The 22,738-nt window shown below is 73.2% G+C and carries 15 protein-coding genes; 8 read left to right on the top strand and 7 right to left on the bottom strand.

Features of this window, described 5'->3' with window-relative positions:
• Positions 1-3: 3 nt before the first annotated feature.
• Positions 4-1,053, top strand: coding sequence for a family 2 encapsulin nanocompartment cargo protein polyprenyl transferase (locus ABTX81_RS08720; protein ID WP_350542491.1), 1,050 nt, complete (start codon positions 4-6; stop codon positions 1,051-1,053).
• Between the two features lie 66 nt (positions 1,054-1,119).
• Here ABTX81_RS08720 and ABTX81_RS08715 read toward each other — a convergent pair whose 3' ends face one another.
• Entirely contained in the window at positions 1,120-2,160 is a 1,041-nt protein-coding gene (locus ABTX81_RS08715; protein WP_350542490.1) for an NAD-dependent epimerase/dehydratase family protein, read from the bottom strand.
• 219 nt (positions 2,161-2,379) lie between these two features.
• Between ABTX81_RS08715 and ABTX81_RS08710 the strand changes: the two genes are divergently transcribed.
• The 3 genes from ABTX81_RS08710 (at position 2,380) to ABTX81_RS08700 (ending at position 6,553) form a co-directional block, all read left to right on the top strand.
• Positions 2,380-3,714 carry a DUF1254 domain-containing protein gene (locus ABTX81_RS08710; RefSeq protein WP_350542489.1) on the top strand — a complete coding sequence of 445 codons (1,335 nt, stop codon included), beginning with the start codon at positions 2,380-2,382 and terminating at the stop codon, positions 3,712-3,714.
• A gap of 21 nt (positions 3,715-3,735) precedes the next feature.
• Positions 3,736-5,076, top strand: coding sequence for a DUF1254 domain-containing protein (locus tag ABTX81_RS08705; protein WP_350542488.1), 1,341 nt, complete (start codon positions 3,736-3,738; stop codon positions 5,074-5,076).
• Positions 5,077-5,881: 805 nt separating this feature from the next.
• Positions 5,882-6,553, top strand: a complete 672-nt coding sequence (locus tag ABTX81_RS08700; protein ID WP_350542487.1) for a GAP family protein — start codon at positions 5,882-5,884, stop codon at positions 6,551-6,553.
• A gap of 36 nt (positions 6,554-6,589) precedes the next feature.
• Here ABTX81_RS08700 and ABTX81_RS08695 read toward each other — a convergent pair whose 3' ends face one another.
• Positions 6,590-8,434: a sigma-70 family RNA polymerase sigma factor gene (locus tag ABTX81_RS08695; protein ID WP_350542486.1), complete on the bottom strand. Its 1,845-nt coding sequence runs from the start codon at positions 8,432-8,434 to the stop codon at positions 6,590-6,592.
• Positions 8,435-8,629: 195 nt separating this feature from the next.
• Here ABTX81_RS08695 and radA point away from each other — a divergent pair, with 195 nt between their 5' ends.
• Together radA and disA are read left to right on the top strand one after the other, a co-directional pair.
• The gene (gene radA, locus ABTX81_RS08690) at positions 8,630-10,120 is read left to right on the top strand and encodes a DNA repair protein RadA (protein WP_350542485.1); all 1,491 of its coding nucleotides are present in this window, start codon (positions 8,630-8,632) and stop codon (positions 10,118-10,120) included.
• A 189-nt stretch (positions 10,121-10,309) separates the two neighbouring features.
• Complete coding sequence (gene disA, locus ABTX81_RS08685) at positions 10,310-11,368, top strand: DNA integrity scanning diadenylate cyclase DisA (protein WP_344345239.1); 1,059 nt, start codon at positions 10,310-10,312, stop codon at positions 11,366-11,368.
• 88 nt (positions 11,369-11,456) lie between these two features.
• Here the strand turns inward: disA and ABTX81_RS08680 are convergent, their stop codons facing one another.
• Entirely contained in the window at positions 11,457-12,365 is a 909-nt protein-coding gene (locus tag ABTX81_RS08680) for a hypothetical protein (RefSeq protein WP_350542484.1), read from the bottom strand.
• A gap of 182 nt (positions 12,366-12,547) precedes the next feature.
• Between ABTX81_RS08680 and ABTX81_RS08675 the strand changes: the two genes are divergently transcribed.
• Positions 12,548-13,486 (top strand): HhH-GPD family protein, encoded by a 939-nt coding sequence (locus tag ABTX81_RS08675; protein WP_350542483.1) that lies wholly within the window; start codon positions 12,548-12,550, stop codon positions 13,484-13,486.
• 73 nt (positions 13,487-13,559) lie between these two features.
• On the opposite strand, the gene ABTX81_RS08670 is transcribed toward ABTX81_RS08675, so the two are convergent.
• Positions 13,560-15,188 (bottom strand): MDR family MFS transporter, encoded by a 1,629-nt coding sequence (locus ABTX81_RS08670; protein ID WP_350542482.1) that lies wholly within the window; start codon positions 15,186-15,188, stop codon positions 13,560-13,562.
• A gap of 256 nt (positions 15,189-15,444) precedes the next feature.
• Here ABTX81_RS08670 and ABTX81_RS08665 point away from each other — a divergent pair, with 256 nt between their 5' ends.
• Positions 15,445-16,071: a TetR/AcrR family transcriptional regulator gene (locus ABTX81_RS08665; protein ID WP_350542481.1), complete on the top strand. Its 627-nt coding sequence runs from the start codon at positions 15,445-15,447 to the stop codon at positions 16,069-16,071.
• A gap of 37 nt (positions 16,072-16,108) precedes the next feature.
• Here ABTX81_RS08665 and ABTX81_RS08660 read toward each other — a convergent pair whose 3' ends face one another.
• From ABTX81_RS08660 to ABTX81_RS08650, 3 genes are all read right to left on the bottom strand, one after another.
• Entirely contained in the window at positions 16,109-16,960 is an 852-nt protein-coding gene (locus tag ABTX81_RS08660) for a M23 family metallopeptidase (RefSeq protein ID WP_350542480.1), read from the bottom strand.
• Positions 16,961-17,386: 426 nt separating this feature from the next.
• On the bottom strand, positions 17,387-19,735 hold the full coding sequence (locus ABTX81_RS08655) for an immune inhibitor A domain-containing protein (RefSeq protein ID WP_350542479.1): 2,349 nt from the start codon (positions 19,733-19,735) through the stop codon (positions 17,387-17,389).
• 352 nt (positions 19,736-20,087) lie between these two features.
• Positions 20,088-22,607: an ATP-dependent Clp protease ATP-binding subunit gene (locus tag ABTX81_RS08650; RefSeq protein ID WP_350542478.1), complete on the bottom strand. Its 2,520-nt coding sequence runs from the start codon at positions 22,605-22,607 to the stop codon at positions 20,088-20,090.
• Between the last annotated feature and the right edge of the window lie 131 nt (positions 22,608-22,738).

Genomic DNA, 22,738 nt, shown 5'->3' with positions numbered 1-22,738 from the left:
CCCATGGGAATGTTCACGCTGGAGCGCGACCATCGCGAGGGACACGAGGCGCAGGACGTCCTCGCGCGCACCCGCACCCTGGTCGACCCGGTGCTCCGGGCCGCCGTGGACTCGCTGCCCGGCACCATGCGCCGGGTCGCCGGCTACCACTTCGGCTGGTGGGAGGCGGACGGCTCGCCGTCGACCGCGCCCTCCGGCAAGGCCATCCGGCCCGCCCTGGTGCTCGCCGCCACCCAGGCGCTGGGCGGCGACCCCGCCAAGGCCACCGCCGCAGCGGCCGCCGTCGAGCTGGTGCACAACTTCACGCTGCTGCACGACGACATCATCGACCGGGACGAGACCCGGCGGCACCGCCCCACCGCCTGGCTGGTGTTCGGTACCACCGAGGCCATTCTGGCCGGGGACGCGATGCACTCGCTGGCACTGCGCCTGCTCGCCGAGGACGGTCACCCGGCCGCGGGCGGAGCCGTGCGCCGGCTGGCCGACTGCGTGGTGGAGCTCTGCGAGGGCCAGCAGATCGACTGCGCCTTCGAGCAGCGCAGCGACGTCTCGCTGACCGAGTGCCTGGCGATGGCCGAGGCCAAGACCGGTGCGCTGCTCGGCGCCGCCTGCGCGATGGGCGCCCAGTACGCGGGCGGCTCGGAGGCGGCCGCCAAGGCGATGGACGGCTTCGGCCGGGAGATCGGCCTGGCGTTCCAGCTGATCGACGACCTGATCGGCATCTGGGGGGACCCGACGGTCACCGGCAAGCCGGTCGGCGCGGACCTCCTGGTCCGCAAGAAGTCGCTGCCGGTGGTCGCGGCGCTGCGCTCCGGGACGTCCGACGGGGCCCGGCTCGCCGAGCTGTACGCGCTGGAACGGCCGCTCACCGGCGAGGAGTTGGCGAGCTGTGCGGCCGCCGTCGAGGGCGCCGGCGGGCGGGCCTGGGCGCAGGGCGAGTCCTGTGACCGGATGGCGGCGGCGATGACCCAGCTGGCCCTCGCGGTACCCGAGCCTTCGGCCGCCGACGAACTCCTCGCGCTCGCCGAGCTGGTCACCCGCCGCACCCACTGAGCCGTGCCCCGCCGGGGGAGCGGGGCACGGCCGTTCACCGCACCACCCTTCACCGCGTCGCGCTGTTCACCGCACCGGGGCGAGCGCGTCCAGCAGCCGTCGCTCCTTCGCCGGCTCGATCCCGTGCAGGATCCGGCCGCGCTTGCGCCCGTCGGCCTGGGTGTCGTCCGCCGCCCCGCGCTGCCCCAGCCACTCCCAGGTGTCCCGGGCCGTCTCGGCGAAGGGCCGGCAGCGCAGCCCGGCCGCCTCGGCCCGGCGGGTGTCGGCCAGCCAGGTGCCCGCCGCCTCCGGCACGTCGGGCATCCACAGCGGCAGCTCGCTCCACGGCTGGACGCTGTCCGGCCCCTCGGCCGTCAGCGGCCCGTCCGCGACCCAGACCAGCTCGGTGTCCGCGACGCCGGCCACCGCGGCGCAGCCCGCGAGGAACTCCCCGAAGGTGAGCCGGCCGGGCGGCGCGGTGGTGAGGAACCGGCCGGCCGTGCCCGCCGTCAGCAGGTCCAGCCCGAACACCGCGAAGTCCCGGACGTCGATCAGCTGCATCGGCCGTCCCGGCTCCCCGGGCGCCAGCACCCGTCCGCCCCGGGCCATCCGCTCCAGCCACCACGGCAGTCGGCCGCCCCGCTCGTGCGGGCCGATCAGCAGCCCGCTGTTGAGGACCAGCGCGCGCTCGGCGCCGAAGTGCTCCAGGACGGCGCGCTCGCAGCCGGCCTTGAGCGCGGCGCTGAACTCCTGCCCGGGCGGGGTGTCGGCCGGACAGGCGTGCAGCGGGGAGGTCTCGTCGACCACCCGGGCGGGCCAGTCGGCGAAGGCGTGGACGGAGGAGATCAGCGTGTAGTGCCCGGCGTGCTCGCGCAGCAGCCGGGCGGCGTGCGCGGCCTGGGCGGGCTGCTGGGCCGAGGTGTCGACCACGGCGTCCCAGTGCCGTCCCTCGGCCAGCCGCGCGAGGTCCCCCGCCGCGTCGCGGTCGCCGCGGACCGCTTCCACGCCGGGCAGGTCGGCGGCCGTGCGCCCGCGGTTGAAGGTGGTGACCCGGTGGCCGCGGGCGAGCGCTTCGGCGGCGAACGCCCGCCCCAGGAAGGACGAACCGCCCAGTAGAAGGATCTTCATACCGGCAAGGCTGTCCCGGCCCCTTCCCCCACATGCCGCCGTTCGCCGTGGGCGGAGACCGGTGCCCGTCCGGGCGGGTCCGACGGGCTGCGGCGGCCGAGATGCCGACCCCCGGGGGCCCGCATAGCATCCGATGCGTACCGATACGTCCATCCGATACGCCCGTCACGCAGCCGCCGGGCCCCGGCACCGGGGCACGGCGCAGGGAAGAGCGGCACCATGGTCAACCCGGCACTCGTGGACCCGGACACCATCCGCGCGACCGCCGCCGAGGCGTGGGTCCGCGGCTATCCGATCCTGCAGAACTACCGCACCCTGTACGCCCAGGCGCTGGACGACGCCGACCCGCGCCACGTCGGCGGCTTCGGCGTCTTCCGGCACTACCCGCACCCCGCCACTCCGGCCGACACCGACGTGGTCACGCCCAACAACGACACCCCGTACTCCTGGGCCTGGCTCGACCTGCGGACCGAGCCCTGGGTGCTCTCCGTCCCGGCCACCGACCGCTACTACGTCCTGCCGGTGCACGAACTCGACACCGTCTACGCCGGGTTCGTCGGCTCCCGGACCACCGGGCAGCAGGCCGGGGACCACCTGGTGGCCGGCCCCGACTGGCACGGCGAACCCCCGCCCGGCATCCGGAGCGTCATCCGCACGACGAGCCGGCTGGTCGGCATCCTCGGCCGCACCCACCTGGCCGGAACCTCGCCCCGGGACGTCGCGGAACTCACCGCGCTCCAGCGGCAGTACCGCCTCCGCCCGCTGCACGCGTACGCCGGCACCCCGGAGCCCGAGCCCGCCCCGCAGCCGGTCTGGCCGGTCTGGCGCGACGAGGTGCTCGACACCATCGAGTTCTTCGCCTTCCTCGACTTCCTGCTCGGTTTCCTGCCCGCCGACGCCGCCCCGCCCGCCGAGGCCGAGCTGCGCGGCCGGCTGGCCGACCTCGGCATCGACGGCCGCGGCGAGTTCGAACCGGCCGCCCTGCCGCTCGCGGTCCGCGCCGAGATCGAGCGCGGCATCGCCGACGGCAAGGCCGAACTGACCCGCGCCGCCGCCCGCACCGAGTCCTCCGTCGGGCTCTTCGGCACCCGCGGACAGCTCGGCACCCGGTACCTCGACCGGGCGGTCGGCGCACTCACCGGCCTGTACGGACTGCCCGTCGAGGAGGCCTGGTACGGCGGCTGGCAGGCCGACAGCGAGGGCCACCGCCCGCCGGACGCCAGTGAGCGCGACTACCGGCTGCGGTTCCCGCCGGACGCGCTGCCGCCCGCCCGCCACTTCTGGTCCGTGACCATGTACGCGCTGCCCGGGCTCCACCTGGTCGACAACACCCTGGACCGCTACTCCGTCGGCGACCGCACCCCCGGTCTGGTCCGCGACCCGGACGGCGGACTGACCCTCCACGTCCAGCACAAGCGGCCCCCGAACGCCGAGCACTCCGCCAACTGGCTGCCCGCCCCGGACGGGCCGTTCACCGTCGTCATCCGCCTGTACGGGCCGGACGCTTCCGTGCTCGACGGCCGGTGGACACCGCCGCCGCTCACCCCGCGCTGACCCCGCCCGGAAGGACGCCCCATGAACCAGCCCGAGCTGGAGGCCCTGGCCGCCGACGCCTACGTCTACGGCTACCCGCTCGTCGCCGGCCTCACCACGGTCGACCGCTTCGTGCACGGCGGCCTGGGCGTCCTGCCGGCCACCCCGTTCAACCGCTTCGCCCACGCCACCCGGCTGGCGGGGCCGGACGACGACTTCGTCTCCGTCAACAACGACGTCCTCTACTCGGCCGCCCAGCTCGACCTCTCCGAAGGCCCGCAACTGCTTCACACGCCCGACACCGGCGGCGCCTACCACGTGCTGCAGTTCATCGACGCGTGGACCGACAACTTCGCCTACCTGGGCAGCCGCGCCACCGGCAGCGCGGCCCGGACCTGGCTGGTCGTCCCGCCCGGGTGGCACGGCACCGCGCCCGGCCCCGACCGGGTGATCGCCTCGCCGACCACGGTCGCCACCGTCGTCGGCCGCTTCGCCTGCGCCGGGCCGGACGACCTCCCGCGGGCCCGCGCCCTCCAGGACGGGCTCGTCCTCGAACCGCTGGAACCGGGCGGCGTCGCCGCCGGACTGCCCGACCCGGACCCGGACGTGCCCGAGCGGCTCGCCTTCTTCGAACGGCTCCGGGTCTGGATGGCCGCCTTCCCGCCCGCCGCCCCCGACCACGCCTACCAGCAGCGCTTCGCACCGCTCGGCCTCCTCGACCCCGGCCCCTCGCCGTACCGCGCCGCCGCCCCCGACTGGACGCTCGCCCTGGCGAGCGGGCTCGCCGCCGGGCGCGAACGGGTCGAGGACGCCACCCGGACGCCCGAGGACCACCCGCCCGGCGAGTGGCGCGCCGCGCTCCACCTGTTCGACCACAACACCGCCTTCCTCGGCCCGGGCACCCTCGACGACCCCGAGTGGCGGATCCCCGACCGCCGCGCCGCCTACCTCAGCCGCGCCGCCGCCGCCCGGGCCGGCCTCTGGGGCTGCCACGCCTACGAGGCCCTGCACGCCGCCACCACCGACGACGCCGACGGCCGCCCCCTCGACGGCACCCACCCCTACACCCTGCGCTTCCCGCCGGACGGGCTGCCGCCGGCCGAGGAGTTCTGGTCCCTCACCGTGTACGGCCTCCCGGACCGCCGCCTGGTCGCCAACCCGGCCGCCCGCCACTCGATCGGCAGCCGCACCCCCGGCCTGCACCCCGACCCGGACGGCGGCCTCACCCTCCACCTCCGCCACGAGCCCCCCACCACCCCCTCCGAAGCGGCGAACTGGCTCCCCACCCCCGCCGGCCCCTTCCGCCCGGTGATCCGCCTCTACCGCCCCGGCCCCACCGCCCTCGACGGCACCTACCGCCTCCCACCCCTCCGCCGGTCGTAGGCCCCGGCCGGGTCCGCGTTCGCCCCCACCGCTCCGTCTCTCCTGCCCCGGCCCGTCCGTCAGACGTAGGCCATCGCCACCTCACCCGCCACCCCTGCCACGAGCCCCACTGCTCCCTGTGAGGTACCGAGCCGGCGGCCCGGCCCGGCCCGTTCCGGCCGGTGGTCCGCCGCTACTCCCATCGCCGGACGCGGGCCACGGGCCCATGGCGCATGACCCGCTCGGTTCGGCGGGTTGGCCGTCGCTTCGCGCCGCTGGGCCGGGGTCGCGTGGAGCCGGGGCGTGCCCGACCGGCAAGGAGGCGCCTGCTGCGGTGGACCGGCCGCTGCTTCGCCGCTCGCGCTGCGGGGCGTCGCGTTGGGCCGCCGGCAGCGCCACAGAACAGCGCGGTGCTCACGCCCCGCCGCTCGGTCGCCGGTGGATGAGGCCGTGGGGATGAGTCCGCCGTGGTTGGCGTCGGATGACCTGTGGGGCCGGGTCGAGCCGCTGCTGCCGGTGGCGGCAGCAGCGGCTTCACAGGCTCGGCCGGTTGCCGCTGTTGGCGCCGGCTTCGGGTACGAGGCCGGAGTCCGGGACCGGCTGCACCGTTTCGTCGACCACGCGCCCGAGCCCTCCGCTCGGTCCGGGAGCGTGCGTGACCAGGGAGGAGGCGCGACGGGCCGCCCTGTCCGGTGGGTTGTCGGTTCCGGCCGACCGGTCCGGTGCGTTGGCCGCCGCCATTCGCTGCTGGGACGGTGGGAGATGGAGCCCGTTCACCGGTGTCCGGCGCCCGGCTCCGCGGACGCTCGACCAGGAAGGAAGCGCGATGGGCGACGCCGTCGGCCGGATGCTGGCCTCGGCCGCGGGCATCGCGATCAGCCCGATGGCACTGATCGCGACCGTCCTCCTGCTCGCCACGCCCAGGGGCCGGGCCAACGCGACGGCGTTCGCCGCCGGTTGGACGGCCGCGCTGACGGCGGTGGCGGCCGTCGTCGTGGCGTTCGGATCCTGGCTCGCCGGGGGCATCGCCGCGCCGGACTGGTCGTGGTGGTTCGAGCTGGCCGTGGGTGCCCTGCTCCTGCTGCTCGGGGGCCGTCAGTGGTGGGACCGCCCGCGCGAGGGCCGGGTGCACGGCCCACCGGCCTGGATGCGGACGGTCGACCGCTCCACCCCCGCCCGGTCCGCCGCCCTCGGGGCGGCCCTATTGGCGACCGACCCGAAGAACCTGCTGCTGGCCGTCGCCGCCGCCGTGGCGATCGGCACCGGTGGTGCCCCGGTCCCCGGCAAGGCGGGCGCCGCCGCGTTGCTGGTGCTGATCGGTTCCCTCGGTTCCCTGCTGCCCCTCGCCGTCCACTTCCGCGGCGGCGACCGCGCGCCGCGCCGCCTGGAGGAATGGAAGGCCTGGGCGGCCACCCACAACACCGCGATCCTGCTGACCCTCCTCCTCACCCTCGGCACCACCCACCTCGGAACCGCCCTCTCGGGCCTCACCACCTGACCTCGGCGGCGAACCCGGGACGGTCTCCGTCCGGGCTCAGTGCGGTGTGGGGCTTGCGGTGGCCGTGGGGGTGGACGGGGAGGGGGTCGGGGATGTCGGGGTGGCTGTCGGCGTAGGCGCAGGGGTGGCCGTCGGGGTCGGGGTGGCGCTCGGGGTGGCCGTCGGTGTGGTGGTCGGGGTCGGGGTCGGGGTCGGCTCGGTGGTGGTCGGGGCGGTCGGGGTCGGGGTGCTGCCGCCGCGGTGCTGGGGACCGCCCTCCAGGGTGACCACGGCCTGGGAGGGCGGCAGCGCGATCCGGGCGGTCCAGTGGCCCTCGGGCGCGAGGTCCTCGTCGACGTTGGCGATCACCGTGATCCGCTGCCCGGGCGCGAGCGTGCCCGCGTCGCGGCTGAGCCGCAGCCAGGGCGCGTCCACGACGGCGTGCCAGTGGATCTCGGTGCCGCCGGAGTTGGTGAGGGTGAGCACCGTGCGGCTGCCGTACTCGCCCGCCTCGACGGTCAGCAGGCCGGACGGCACCGGCACCGGGGCCGGCGCCCCCACCGGCGCACCGGCCGTGGCCGTGCCCGCCGCAGGTGCGGGGGCAGGAGGGACCGGGAGCGGCGGTCCCTGGATCCCAGGCAGCAACGTTTCTGCAGTGAGCGGCCCCGCCCCGGCCAGCTCCATCCCGGCCACCGCCGGACCGGACCCGTGGTGCGTTCTGCCGAGGGCGCCGATCACGGCGCCGACCGCCCCGGCGGCGCTCCCCACGGACGACCCGCCCGGATCCGCCGACCCGCCGGCCGGGCCACCCGCCGACCCGCCGGCCGCCCCGCCCGCCGACCGGTCCCCCTCGGCCTGGACGGAGGAGACCGACGCCGCCACCCCGGGCCCGCCGTCGCCCCGGTGCCCGGCCCACAGGGCGACGACCGGCGCGGCCAGGACGGCGGCCAGCACCCCGGTGGTCACCACCCGCCGCCGCACCGTCGGCCCCCGGCCGGTGTCCGGCGCGCGGTGCCGGGGGAACCCGTCCCGGTCGAAACGGAGCCCGGGCTCGGCCACCGGCACCGGCGCGCCCGCCCGCCGCCCGGCGCGCGACCGCGCCGCCGAGGGCAGGAAGGGAACGGTCCCGGCCGGCCGCCCCGCCCCGTCGGACGGCGCGGCGAGCACCGGCAGCCCGGACGGCCCCGCCGCCCCGTCCTCCGGCACCTCGCCCGCGACCCGCTCCGCCGTGCCCCGGCAGGTCGGGCAGTCCACCACGTGCCGCACCAGCTCCCGGCGGAGCGCGGGGCCGAGCACCCGGTCCCGCCGGCTCTCCGCCCCCGCGCCGCCGAGCCGGTCCAGCTCGGGGCAGCTGCCCGCGCCGAGCACCAGCAGGGCGGCCCTGGTCCGGTCGACCTCGGTCCGGGCGGAGGCGAGCAGCGCCCGGACGGTCTCGAACGGCTGCCCCAGCACGGCCGCCACCTCGATCGGGCTCAGCCGGTGCCGGGCCGACAGCTCCAGGGCCTCGCGCTGCTCGGGATCGGTGCCGGCCGCCTCGGGCCAGGCCAGCGAGGCCAGTTCGCGCCGCCGCCGGACCGCCTCCGCCCCGCCGTCCCGGACCGTCCCCGGCCCGGCACCCCCGCCGGCCTCCGCCGCGCTCCCCGCCCCGCCACCCGGGTCCGCGCCGTCCGCCAGCCGCCGCAGGCAGCAGTACCGCGCCAGCGAGTAGAGCCAGGCCCGGACCAGCCCGGGCTCGGCGAGCCGGCCGCCGTACCGGACCGCCAGCTCGCGCACCTCCCGCAGGGCGGCCTCGGCGGCCTCGTGCTCGCACAGCACCGAGAGGCAGTAGGTGAAGAGGCCGTCCACCTGCCGCTCGTACGCCGCGAGGACGGCGTCGCGCGGCCCTTCCGTACTCGTTGTCACCCGTCCGACGGTAGAGAGCGCACCAGCCCGCTCCGGGGGATTCCGCCCGGTTGTACTTCTTTCGGGTAACAACATCGCCCATTCGTGGACCGCACCGGGCGGACCACACCGGGCGCCCCGCCCCGTCGGCCGCCCGCGCCGCCGTCCCCGCGCCGCCGTCCCCGCGCTGTCGTACCCAGGCGCTACGGTGACCGCATGGCTGCCCGTACCAAGACCACCGCCAAGCCGCGCCCGGCCTACCGCTGCACCGAGTGCGGCAACCAGCTGCCCAAGTGGGTCGGCCGGTGCCCGGAGTGCAATGCCTGGGGCACGGTCGAGGAGTACGGCGCGGTGCCGATCCGCACCACCGCCGCCGGCCCGGTCAGCGCGCCCGCCCGCCCGATCGCCCAGGTGGACGGCCAGGTGGCGACGGCGCGCTCCACCGGCGTGCCCGAGCTGGACCGGGTGCTCGGCGGCGGCCTGGTCCCGGGCGCCGTGGTGCTGCTGGCCGGCGAGCCCGGTGTCGGCAAGTCCACCCTGCTGCTGGACGTCGCCGCCAAGGCGGCCACCGCGCAGCACCGCACCCTCTACGTCACCGGCGAGGAGTCGGCCAGCCAGGTCCGGCTGCGCGCCGACCGGATCAACGCGCTCTCCGACCACCTCTACCTGGCCGCCGAGTCCGACCTCGGCGCCGTCCTCGGCCACATCGAGGCGGTCGGCCCCGGTCTGCTGATCCTGGACTCGGTGCAGACCATCGCCTCCGCCGAGCTGGACGGCGCGCCCGGCGGCCCGGCCCAGGTCCGCGAGGTGGCGGGCGCGCTGATCCGGGCCTCCAAGGAGCGCGGCATGGCCACCCTGCTGGTCGGCCACGTCACCAAGGACGGCCAGATCGCCGGCCCGCGCCTGCTGGAGCACCTGGTGGACGTGGTGCTGAGCTTCGAGGGGGACCGCCATGCCCGGCTGCGGATCATCCGCGGGGTCAAGAACCGGTACGGCGCGACCGACGAGGTCGGCTGCTTCGAGCTGCACGACGAGGGCATCGAGGGCCTGGCCGACCCGTCCGGCCTCTTCCTGACCAGGCGTGACAAGCCCGTGCCGGGCACCTGCCTGACCGTGACCCTGGAGGGCAAGCGGCCGCTGGTGGCCGAGGTGCAGGCGCTGATGGTGGATTCGCAGATCCCCTCGCCGCGCCGGACCACCTCCGGCCTGGAGTCGCCCCGGATCGCGATGATCCTGGCCGTGGTCGAGCGTCATGGCGGGGTGAAGCTGGGCAAACAGGACATCTACACCGCCACCGTCGGCGGGGTGAAGCTCTCCGAGCCCTCGGCGGACCTCGCGGTGGCACTCGCGGTGGCCAGCTCCTCCTCCGACACCCCGCTGCCCAGCAACCTGGTCGCGATCGGCGAGGTCGGTCTGGCCGGTGAGGTGCGGCGGGTGACGGGTGTGCAGCGGCGGCTGGCCGAGGCGCACCGGCTGGGCTTCACCCACGCGCTCGTCCCGCCGGACCCGGGCAAGGTCCCGCCGGGCATGAAGGTGGTCGAGGTGGCGGACATCGGCGAGGCGCTGCGGGCCATCCCGGGCCGCCGCCGGGCCGCCGCCAAGCCGAGGAGTGAGGCACCGTCGGCGCCGCCGGCGCCCCGGCCGACGGCCTACCCGGAGGAGGTCATGGAGGGGTGGGAGCCGCTCGACTCCGACGAACTGCGCTGACCCAAGCCCTGTCGTTGCCGCACGCAGTTAGACTTTCCCCTGTCTCATTGGTGATAAGGCAGTACTAAGCGACAGAGCAACAGACCGTAGGCCGGCGCCCCGCGCGAGGGCGCGCGGTACGGGGTCGACCGGAGGAGTCACGTGGCAGCCAGCGACCGGGCGGACAAGTCCTCCCGCGAGGAGGCCCTGCTGCGGGCCTCCCTCACCGCCATCGCCCCCGGCACCGCGCTGCGCGACGGGCTGGAGCGGGTGCTCCGGGCCAACACCGGCGGCCTGATCGTGCTCGGTTTCGACAAGACCGTCGAGTCGCTCTGCACCGGCGGCTTCGTGCTCGACGTGGAGTTCACCGCGACCCGGCTGCGCGAGCTGTGCAAGCTGGACGGTGCGGTGGTGCTGGACAAGGACATCACCAAGATCGTCCGGGCCGGCGTCCACCTGATGCCGGACTCCACCATCCCGACCGACGAGACCGGCACCCGGCACCGCACCGCCGAGCGGGTCAACCGGCAGACCGGCTTCCCGGTGGTCGCGGTCTCGCACTCGATGCGGCTGATCGCCATGTACGTCAACGGCACCCGCCGGGTGCTGGAGGACTCCACCACCGTGCTGTCCCGCGCCAACCAGGCGCTGGCCACCCTGGAGCGCTACAAGCTGCGCCTGGACGAGGTGGCCGGCACGCTCTCCGCGCTGGAGATCGAGGACCTGGTGACGGTCCGGGACGTCACCGCCGTCGCGCAGCGGCTGGAGATGGTCCGACTGATCGCCACCGAGATCGCCGGCTACGTGCTGGAGCTCGGCATCGACGGCCGGCTGCTCTCGCTCCAGCTGGACGAGCTGATCGCGGGCGTGGAGCCGGAGCGCGAGCTGGTGGCCCGGGACTACTTCCCGGAGCGCGCCGCCAAGAAGGGCCGGACCGTCACCGAGGTGCTGGCCGACCTGGAGGCGCTGACCCACGCCGAGCTGCTCGACCTGCAGACGGTGGCCAAGGCGCTCGGCTACTCGGGCTCGCCGGAGTCGCTGGACTCGGCGGTCTCGCCGCGCGGCTACCGGCTGCTGGCCAAGATCCCGCGGCTGCCCAACACCGTGATAGAGCGCCTGGTCGAGCACTTCGGAGGCCTGCAGAAGCTGCTGGCCGCGAGCATCGACGATCTGCAGACGGTCGAGGGCGTCGGCGAGACCCGGGCCCGTTCGGTCCGCGAGGGCCTGTCCCGGCTTGCCGAATCGTCCATCCTGGAGCGCTACGTCTGACCGGGGCCCGCCGCCCCGGGGACGCCGAAGCCCGGACCGCCTGAGCGGTCCGGGCTTCGTGCTGCGGTGCCGTGCCGCTGAGGGCCGCTCAGTTCTCCAGGCGGATCGAGGAGCGGGCCGAGGCCTGGCCGCCGGAGAGGCCGGTGAGGTCGGCGACCACCAGGTAGGTGCCGGCCGGGGCGGGCGCCGCGTCGGCGGTGGCGCACTGCGGCTTGCTGCGGACCCGGTCCCAGCTGAAGGTCTCGGTCAGCCCGCCGTTGGCGGGGAGCTGGACCCAGCTGCTGCCCTTGTCGGTCGGGCAGTCGCCGGACGACCAGATGCGCTCGCCGTTGCTGGCGGTGACGGTGATCGCCGAGGCGGTCCGGCCCAGGTCCAGCCGGCAGGTGGTGCCGGAGGAGTTGTTGATGGTCAGCGCCAGCTTGGGCTTGTCCTTGGGCTGGTAGGCGTTCTGGGCGCCGGCCAGATTGAGCGTCACCTGAGAGGAGGCGCAGACCGGCAGGGCCATGATCTCGTTGGTGTTCACCGGGGGCGGGCCGCCGGTGCCGCCACCGCCGGTACCGCCCGTGCCGCCGCCGTTGGCGCCACCGCTCCCGCCGGCCGCACCGCCGCCCGCCGCCGCCCCGCCGGTCGCGGGAGCAGCGCCGCCGCCGGTCGTGCCGCCGGTGCTCAGGCTGACGTCGCCGCCGCCGGAACCGCCCACGGCGCCGCCGGAGGCGCTTCCACCGCCGCCGCTGCTGCCGCTCCCGGGCCGGGAGTTGTTGGCGGGCCCGGTCGGCGAGGCGCCCGGCGTGATGGCCTGGGCGGGTGTCTGGCTCTGCGACTGGGTCGGTACGGCCTGCGCGGCCTTGTCCTTCGAGCCGTCACCACCCCCGCCCTGATCGGTCATCAGCCAGATGACGAGGGCGGCGACCGCGACGACGGCGACGAGCACGACGATGCGCCGACGCCAGTAGATCGAGGCCGGCAGCGGTCCTACGGGTTGACGCAGAGAGGGCACGCCCAAACTCTACGAGACAGTGTGTGCCCCTTGACGCACCAACACCGCACAGTCACCCCTTCCTTCACATGATCCGCCATTTGCGCCGTTCGAGGGAGGCTGAATGGGGTGTTTTGCGCCCTTGGGCGGAGAGTCATGATCCGCTTCGGCTCCCGACCCGGGCGTGGGAGGATCGAAGGGCCATGGCTGCCAACACCGTCACCCCCGCCGCCCCCGCGACCCCGGCCGAAGGGCCGAAGCTCGCGCTGCCGCTGCCCGTCCTGCACACGACCGTCCTCGACTGGTACGAGGCCAACGCCCGCGACCTCCCCTGGCGCACCCCGGACGCCTCGCCCTGGGCCGTGATGGTCAGCGAGTTCATGCTCCAGCAGACCCCGGTCAAGCGCGTCCTGCCGGTCTGGGAGGCCTGGATGGAGCGCTGGCCGACCCCGGCCGACCTGGCCGCCGAGCCGCCCGGCGAGGCCGTCCGGCACTGGGGCCGGCTGGGCTACCCGCGCCGGGCGCTGCGCCTGCACGGCGCCGCCGTGGCGATCACCGAGGAGCACGGCGGCGAGGTCCCGGACGACCACGCGACGCTGCTCTCGCTGCCCGGCGTCGGCGAGTACACCGCGGCGGCGGTGGCCTCCTTCGCCTTCCGCCAGCGGCACGTGGTGCTGGACACCAACGTCCGCCGGGTGTTCGCCCGCGCGGTGACCGGTGTGGAGTACCCGGCGCAGGCCACCACGGCGGCCGAGCGGCGCACCGCGACCGCCCTGCTGCCCGAGGGCGCCGGTACGGCCGCCACCTGGGCGGTGGCCGTGATGGAGCTGGGCGCGCTGGTCTGCACGGCCCGCGGCCCGGAATGCGGGGACTGCCCGCTGTTCACCTCCTGCGCCTGGCAGCGGGCCGGCCGCCCGCCGTACGAGGGACCGGCCCGGCGCGGACAGTCGTACGAGGGCACCGACCGGCAGGTGCGCGGCAAGCTGCTCGCGGTGCTCCGCGAGGCGCACGGCGAGGTGCCGCAGGCCCGGCTCGACGCGGTCTGGCCGGACGCCGTGCAGCGGGCCCGCGCGTTGGACGGGCTGGTCGCCGACGGCCTGGTCGAGCCGGTCGAGCAGGGCGTCTACCGGCTGCCCCACTAGCTCGGGCACCCCCGCACGCGCGAGGGCCCCCGTCCGCCGGTGCGGCGGACGGGGGCCCCGGTGCGTTCCGGCGTCAGATCGCGACGGCCTCGATGTTGTCGGCCGCGGCGCCCTTCGTGCCCTTGCCGCCCTCGCCGTCGGCCGGCGGGGCGCCGGCCCCGCGCAGCGGCACCTCGCGCATGAAGACCGCGGCGGCGACCGCGATCACGGCGACGGCGGCACCCCACAGGAAGACGGTGTGCATGCCGTTGGCCACCGCGTGGTGGTAGGCGTCCTGGACCGGCGCCGGCAGCGCCTTGAGCGCGGCCGGGCTCAGCTGCGCCGGGTCGCCGCCCTGCGAGCCGCCCGCCCCGGCGGCCGAACCGAGCCGCTCGTTCATGGTCTCGGTGACCCGGTTGTTGAACAGCGCGCCGAACAGCGCCACACCGAACGAGCCGCCGATGGTGCGGAACAGGGTGGCGGTGGAGCTGGCCACGCCCATGTCCTTGAGCTCGACGCTGTTCTGCGCGACCAGCATGGTGATCTGCATCAGGAAGCCCATGCCGGCACCGAGCACTACCATCCAGCAGGCGGAGACGAAGCCCGAGGTGCCGGTGGAGAGGGTGGAGAGCAGCAGCATGCCGGCGGTCATCACGACGGTGCCGATGATCGGGTAGATCCGGTACTTGCCGGTCTTGGTCACGGCCTGGCCGACCACCAGCGAGATCACCAGCATGCCGAACATCATCGGCATCAGCAGCAGGCCGGAGTTGGTCGCCGAGGCGCCCTGCACGGTCTGCTGGTAGAGCGGCAGGAAGACGGTCGAGCCGAACATCACGAAGCCGACCACGAAGCCGATGATCGAGACCAGGGTGAAGTTGAGGTTCCGGAACAGCGACAGCGGCAGCATCGGCTCCTGGACCCACTGCTCGACGTAGCAGAAGCCGATCAGGGTGGCCGCGGCCAGCGCGGTCAGGCCGAGGATCTGCTTCGAGCCCCAGGCGTACTCCTGTCCGCCCCAGGTGGTGATCAGGGTGAGCGAGGTGATGCCGGTGGTGAGCAGCAGCGCGCCGAGGTAGTCGATCCTGGCCTTGCTGCGGACCTTCGGCAGCTTCAGCGTGACGACCACGACGGCGAGCGCGACGGCGCCGAGCGGCAGGTTGATGTAGAAGGTCCAGCGCCAGTTCAGGTGGTCGGTGATGAAGCCGCCGACCAGCGGGCCGCCGATGGTGGCGAGGGCCATCACCGCGGCGAACATGCCCTGGTACTTGCCGCGGTCGCGCGGCGGGACCAGCGCGCCCATGATCGACATCACGCCGACCATCAGACCGCCGGCGCCCAGGCCCTGCAGGGCGCGGAAGCCGATGAGCTCGGTCATGTCCCGGGAGAGGCCGGAGAGCGCCGAGCCTGCCAGGAAGATCACGATCGAGGTGAGGAAGGTGCCCTTGCGGCCGTAGAGGTCGCCGAGCTTGCCCCAGATCGGGGTGGAGGCGGCGGTGGCCAGGGTGTACGAGGTGACCACCCACGACAGGTGCTCGGCGCCGCCGAGCTCGCCGACGATGGTCGGCATCGCGGTGCCGACGATCAGGCCGTCGAGCATCGCGAGCAGCATGGTGACCACCAGGCCGATCATGACCAGGCGGATCTCGCGGGCCGAGCGGGGCTGCTCCTCCTCGGCCGGTTTCTTCTCGGGGGCGTCGGCGTCGGCCTTGGGCTGTGACATGGGTGGGCGTCTCCCGGACAGGACGTCGGGCGACCGGCGCGGCCTGCGACGGCCCCTCCTTACTTGTCGCCCGGCTAGTTTGTGGACCGTCGGCACGGTAGGTTGTCCACTAGCCGGTCGTCAAGCCAGTTTTTCGGCGGGCGCCCTGGGCAGGAAGAATGAACGCAGGAGCGGGCGCCGCAGAGGTGTCCGCCGCTGCGCCGCGGCGGCCGTCGGCCGGCGCGGGGACCGATCACGACGCAGTCAGAGGCAGGCGATGGGCACCACGCACGGCCCCCGTAGCGACACCCGGGCGCGCATCGTCGCGGTCGCCCTGGAGCTCTTCTCCGAGCACGGCTACGAGCGCACCTCGCTGCGGGAGATCGCCGACCGCCTGGGTGTCACCAAGGCCGCGCTCTACTACCACTTCAAGACCAAGGAGGACATCGTCCAGGGCATCGTGGCGGCCACCGCCGCCCCGATCCACGAGCTGATCGCGTGGGGGCGCGAGCAGACCTGGACACCCGAGGTGCGGGACGAGCTGATCCGCCGGTTCGCGGCCGGGATGTCCGAGCGGGCGCCACTGCTCCGCTTCTTCCAGGAGAACCAGCCCGCGCTGCGCGACCTGCCGGCCGGGCGGGAGTTCCGGGACACCATGATCGCGCTGGTCCGGCTGATGCACGGCCCGAAGGCGAGCTTCGAGGACCGGCTGCGCGCGGCGATGTCCCTGTTCACCATCAACTCGGCGCTCTTCCTGCTGCAGCAGGACCAGCGGCCCGAGGCCGACCGCTACGTCTCCGAGGTCCAGGTCGACGAGGCCACCCGCGAGGAGGCGATCGCGGCCGCCCAGCACGTGGCGCTGGAGATCTGCCGGCTGATCGGCAATCCCGCGCCGACGGACTGAGCGGCCGCCCGGACCGCGCCCGGCTCCGGACGGGGGATCAGAAGTGGGTGACCCCGCGCGCGGACAGGTAGGCGATCGGGTTGATCACCGCGCCGTACTTGTTGGCGGAGCGGATCTCGAAGTGCAGGTGCGGCCCGGTCGAGTTGCCGGTGTTGCCGGAGCGGCCGATCTGCTGCCCGGCCGAGACGTGCTGGCCCGCCGACACCGAGATCGACGACATGTGGGCGTACTGGGCGTACCGGCCGTCCGCCAGCCGCAGCACGACCTCCTTGCCGTACGCGCCGTCCCAGCCGGCCGACACCACGGTGGCGTTGCCGACCGCGAGCAGCCTGGTGCCGGGGGAGACCGCGAAGTCCACGCCGGTGTGGTACCCGGCCGCGTAGTGCGCGTTGCGCCCACCGTACGGGTTGCTGGTCGGCGCGCCCGGGACCGGGGCGGACCACTGGGGAGCCGGGGCCGGGGCCGGAGCGGGGGCCGGGGCCGGAGCAGGCGCGGGGGCCGGTTCCGGGGCGGGCGCGGGGGCCGGGGCGGGCTCCGGCTGGGCGGCGGGCGCCGGCTCGGCGGGCTGCGCCGCGAGGTTGGCCGCGACCGCGACGTACTCCTGGGCCGAGGCCCGCTGGGAGGGCAGCGTGTACGTGCTCGGGCCGGCGACCTGGACCAGCGCCGAGGCGGGCGCCGCCCCGTGCGACGCGGTGAACGCCGAGCTGCCGGGGGTGGTCGGGGCGACCGTCTGCGCCGAGGCGCTGCCCGAGGCGACCAGCAGCAGGGCGCCGGTCAGGGCGGCCGCGCCGGCCGCGGCGGCGGTGGTGGAGTGGTTGCGACCGGTCTGCCGGAGGAAGGAGTCGGCGAGCCGGCACAGGGCCGGCCCCAGAGGCGGGACGGAAGGCATGGAGCTCGACCTCACGAACGTACGGGGCAGCACGCTGAGCCCGTTCGGGCGTGCTGAGCGGGGGACCACTCAGGTGTAACCGTCACCGAGCGGAGTCCCAAACCGTGTGACGTACTACGGCGTGTAGTCATCGGCGCGTCGGGGATTCAAACCGACGGAGTGACGATCATGCGGTCGGATCGTCCGTTCACGGGGTCACGGCCGGAGGGCGCCACCCGGCCGTCCTACTACCGCCGCTCGTACCGTGCCCCGGGGTTGTGAGCAGCACCACCCGGAACGCGGGTTTGAACCCGCCCGGACCGCCCGGATCCCCGGCCCCCCGGGCCGCCACGGCACAAAGAATCCGGCCCGCCCCCGCGGCTGCGGGAGCGGGCCGGATCGGCTCGGTCTTGCCCGGTCAGGAACCGGGCGTCAGAGCGCGGTCGATCAGTTGTCGACCGGGCGGACGCGGATCCAGGTCTCCAGGTAGTTCGAGGACTCGTTCTCGACCTCGATGCTGGTGCCCGTCTTCGGGACGATGACGCTGCTGTACGGGTTGTCCTTCGACCAGTACGACTTCAGGTCGGAGAACTCGTCGATGCCCTTGGCCTTCGGGATGACCGTCTCGACACCGGCGCGGTGCAGGGTCAGGCCGTCGACCTTGCGCGAACCGAAGGTGGAGTCGTAGCCGTTGATGCGCGGGCGCATCAGCGTGCCGTCCTTCCACTTCAGCGGGGTCGGGTGCGAGTCGACCGGCAGGATCAGGCCCTGGCCCGGGTGGTTGGTGACGTTGTTGTCACTCTGCGACTCGTCCCAGTACCAGATCAGCAGACCGGGCTGGTACGGGTAGTGCTCGACCCAGAGCGGCTTGTCGGCGAAGCCGAAGTTGTACGGGCCGACCTTGAGGGTGCGGTCGTACGAGACGTACTGGCGGTTCTCCGCGATGTAGTACTGGTTGTAGTCGTTGGTGAACGACCCGGTGGTCCGCGAGAAGCCCTTGGCGGTCCAGCCGTTGTCGCCGTTCTCGGCACCGTCGGTGAAGACGGTGGCGCCGTTGGCGGTCACGACCAGGTCGTCCAGCGCCAGGCCCTTGAGGTGCAGACCGCCGTCGGTGACGTAGCGGAAGCGGACCTTGACGGCCTTGCCGGCGTAGGCGTCCAGCGGGAGGACGAGGTCGCCCCACTTGTCGCCCGAGCTACCGGTCAGCGAGGCGTTGCCGGAGGGGTCCTTCGGCAGGGCGGTGCCGTTGTAGGTACCGGCGAGGGCGGTCCAGCTGGTGCCGCCGTCGGTGGAGACCTCGGCGTAGCCGTAGTCGAAGTCCTGCTCGATGTCGTACCAGGCCTTGGCCGACAGCGAGGCGGAGGTCTTGCCGGTGAGGTCGATGTCGCGGGTCAGCGTGACGTTCAGGTCGTCGGCGCTGCCGCTCCACCACTCGTTGGCGCCCGCGAAGGGCTTGTTGATGGTGGTGGTGACGGCCTTCTTCGGCAGGTCGACGACCAGCGCCTGCGGGAGCTTGCTGTTGTACTCCGCCGGGCCGATGTGGTGGGTCGACTCGGTGCCGGCCTTGGCCTTGTCGAACTTCAGCCAGCCGAGCTTCAGCTTGCTCCAGGCGTCGAGGTCGTTCGGCATGTCGCCGATCGAGTTCTTGCCCTCGCCCAGCCAGGAGCCGGAGGACATCAGCGACCAGAAGCCGACCGAGTTGTCGATCCCGCTGCCCGAGGTGTCGTAGAGGTCCGGCAGACCGAGGTCGTGGCCGTACTCGTGGGCGAAGACACCGAGGCCGCCGTTCTCGGGCTGCATGGTGTAGTCGCCGACCCAGACGCCGGTGCCGCCGACCGGGGTACCGCCCAGCTTGTTGTCGGCCGGGCCGGTGGAGCCGGCGCCGGTGCCGTAGACGTACGAGCGGTGGGCCCACAGGGCGTCAGTACCCTGCTTGCCGCCGCCGGCCGACTGGTCCTCACCGGCGTGCACGATCTGGAAGTGGTCGATGTAACCGTCCGGCTCGTTGAAGTTGCCGTTGTGGTTGAAGTCGTACCGGTCCCACTGGTCGTACTGCGCGATGGTGGCCTTGATCTGCTCGTCCGTCTGGCCCTTGGCCTTCTGGTCGGCGACCCAGGTGTCGATCGCGTCGCGGATCAGGTCCTGCGCGTTGGCGCAGACGTGCTGGCCGCAGTAGTCCGAGCCGTAACGGGCCTCGTTGTACTTGACCTTCACCCAGTCGGTGACCTGACCGTCCACCGAGTAGCGGCCCGAGGACTGCTTCTCGTAGTAGGTCTTCAGCGAGTCGCCGGTCTTGCTGAAGTACAGGTCCTGGTAGTGCTGCTGGTTGTAGTCAGCCTGCCAGAGGGTCGAGTTGTTGGTGGCCGCGTCCGGCTTCTCGATCTGGTTGCGCTGCGGACCGGGTGTGCCGCCGTACTTGATCCGGCCGTCCGGCGTCTTCGTGGTGTTGTCGACGTCGTCACCGAACTCCACCAGGATGGTGAAGATCTTGTCCGTGCGCTCACGGGCGAGCTCGACGTACTTGTCCTTGCCCAGCTTGATGCTGGAGCTGCCGCCGTGCTGCTCGATCTTGGCGGTGCCGGCGAGCAGCTGCTCGGTGGCGGCCTTCTGCTCGGCCTCGACCTTCTCGGTCAGCGGGCCCGGCAGGTTGTGCTCAGTGCTGGTCTGGACGGCATCGGCCGGGTCCTGCGGAACGGGGGCGGAGCCGGCGGCGACGGCCGTGCTCGGGAGCATCCCCGCGCCGAGCGCGGCTATGACCGCCGCGGCCGAGGCGACCGCGGCGGCTTTCCTGGTCATCTTCAACGTTGTGACGTCCTCCCCAAACCGGTCCGGCTCTTGGCCTTCCGGTAAACCAATGAAAGACAGGTGGACGTCATTTGATCCAAGCGTGGACGGAAAAGATAGACCTTGACCGTGACATGGCCACAGCGCTATCCTCCGCGACTTCGTATCAGCTGACGCACCGTCAACAACATTGACATTAAAGATGAGCGCAGCTTCGATCGCACCCGCACCGGCCCCCCGTCTGGCCTCCCATCTGCCACTTCGTGGGCCGGATCACAGCTTCGGGAGCGGTGCGGAAAACGGTTTGGGCCCCCGGCGCGAACGCCGGGGGCCCAAACCGTTTGCTGTTATCTGTTAAATGTTGCTACTTCGTCAGGTCCGGACCCGGCGAGGCGACCGCGGCCGGGGTGTCCGCGACCGCGGACTTCTCCTCGCCGCGGAAGGTGAACTTCGCTTCCTTGCCCTCGCCCTCGACGCCGACGACCACGATGTGGCCGGCCCGCAGCTCGCCGAAGAGGATCTTCTCGGAGAGGTGGTCCTCGATCTCGCGCTGGATGGTCCGGCGCAGCGGCCGGGCGCCCAGGATCGGGTCGTAGCCGCGCTTGGCCAGCAGCTGCTTGGCCTCGACGCTGAGCTCCAGGCCCATGTCCTTGTCCTTGAGCCGCTCGTCCACCTTGGCGATCATGAGGTCGACGATCTGGATGATGTCTTCCTCGGACAGCTGGTGGAAGACCACGATGTCGTCGACGCGGTTCAGGAACTCGGGGCGGAAGTGCTGCTTGAGCTCCTCGCTGACCTTCGCCTTCATCCGCTCGTACCCGGTCTGGGTGTCGCCCTGGGCCGCGAAGCCCAGGTTGAAGCCCTTGGAGATGTCCCGGGTGCCGAGGTTGGTCGTCATGATGATGACGGTGTTCTTGAAGTCGACCACGCGGCCCTGGGAGTCGGTCAGGCGACCGTCCTCCAGGATCTGCAGCAGCGAGTTGAAGATGTCCGGGTGGGCCTTCTCGACCTCGTCGAAGAGGACGACGGAGAACGGCTTGCGGCGCACCTTCTCGGTCAGCTGGCCGCCCTCCTCGTAGCCCACGTAGCCGGGGGGCGAACCGAAGAGCCGGGAGACCGTGTGCTTCTCGGAGAACTCCGACATGTCGAGGGCGATCAGCGCGTCCTCGTCGCCGAAGAGGAACTCGGCGAGCGTCTTGGAGAGCTCGGTCTTACCGACGCCGGACGGGCCGGCGAAGATGAACGAGCCACCGGGGCGCTTCGGGTCCTTGAGGCCCGCACGGGTGCGCCGGATGGCCTGGGAGAGCGCCTTGATGGCGTCCTTCTGGCCGATGACGCGCTTGTGCAGCTCGTCCTCCATGCGCAGCAGCCGGGAGGTCTCCTCCTCGGTGAGCTTGAAGACCGGGATGCCGGTGGCGGTGGCCAGGACCTCGGCGATGAGCTCCTCGTCCACCTCCGCGACGACGTCCATGTCGCCGGCCTTCCACTCCTTCTCGCGCTTGGCCTTGGCCTGCAGGAGCTGCTTCTCGTCGTCGCGCAGGGACGCGGCCTTCTCGAAGTCCTGCGCGTCGATCGCGCTCTCCTTCTCGCGGCGCACGTCGGCGATCTTCTCGTCGAACTCGCGCAGGTCCGGCGGCGCGGTCATCCGGCGGATGCGCATCCGGGAGCCGGCCTCGTCGATGAGGTCGATGGCCTTGTCCGGCAGGAAGCGGTCCGAGATGTACCGGTCGGCCAGGGTGGCGGCGGCGACCAGGGCGGCGTCCGTGATGGAGACCCGGTGGTGGGCCTCGTAGCGGTCGCGCAGGCCCTTGAGGATCTCGATGGTGTGCGGCAGCGACGGCTCGGCGACCTGGATCGGCTGGAAGCGGCGCTCCAGCGCGGCGTCCTTCTCCAGGTGCTTGCGGTACTCGTCGAGCGTGGTGGCACCGATGGTCTGCAGCTCACCGCGGGCCAGCATCGGCTTGAGGATCGAGGCGGCGTCGATGGCGCCCTCGGCGGCGCCCGCGCCGACCAGGGTGTGCAGCTCGTCGATGAACAGGATGATGTCGCCGCGGGTGCGGATCTCCTTGAGGACCTTCTTCAGGCGCTCCTCGAAGTCACCGCGGTAGCGCGAGCCGGCCACCAGGGCGCCCAGGTCCAGGGTGTAGAGCTGCTTGTCCTTGAGCGTCTCCGGGACCTCGCCCTTGACGATCGCCTGGGCCAGGCCCTCGACGACGGCGGTCTTGCCGACGCCGGGCTCACCGATCAGCACCGGGTTGTTCTTGGTGCGGCGGGACAGCACCTGCATGACCCGCTCGATCTCCTTCTCGCGCCCGATGACCGGGTCGAGCTTGGCCTCGCGGGCGGCCTGGGTGAGGTTGCGGCCGAACTGGTCCAGGACCAGCGAGGTCGACGGGGTGCCCTCGGCGGGCCCGCCGGCCGTGGCCGACTCCTTGCCACCGGGGGTCTGGTAGCCGGAGAGCAGCTGGATGACCTGCTGGCGGACCCGGTTCAGGTCGGCGCCCAGCTTCACCAGGACCTGGGCGGCGACGCCCTCGCCCTCGCGGATCAGGCCGAGCAGGATGTGCTCGGTGCCGATGTAGTTGTGGCCGAGCTGCAGGGCCTCGCGGAGCGACAGCTCCAGGACCTTCTTCGCCCGGGGGGTGAAGGGGATGTGGCCGGACGGGGCCTGCTGGCCCTGGCCGATGATCTCCTCGACCTGCTGGCGAACGGCCTCAAGAGAAATCCCGAGGCTCTCCAGGGCCTTAGCGGCGACACCCTCACCCTCGTGGATCAGACCCAGGAGGATGTGCTCGGTGCCGATGTAGTTGTGGTTGAGCATCCGGGCTTCTTCCTGAGCCAGGACGACAACCCGCCGCGCGCGGTCGGTGAACCTCTCGAACATCGTTTATCGCTCCTCAGAGCGGTCGGGCAGTTCGGGGTCCGTCCCCGCCCTGTCCTTCCGCATGCTAGTCCCGCTCAGCGGCGCGGCCCACGGATTCACTCCCTCGAAGGGGAGCGAGATGCTGCGCGACC

The organism is Kitasatospora sp. NPDC097605 (assembly GCF_040302725.1).
Classification (GTDB): Bacteria; Actinomycetota; Actinomycetes; order Streptomycetales; family Streptomycetaceae; genus Kitasatospora.
Note: the sequence above shows the minus strand (reverse complement) of the source record. Positions and strands in the feature narration are given on the sequence as shown.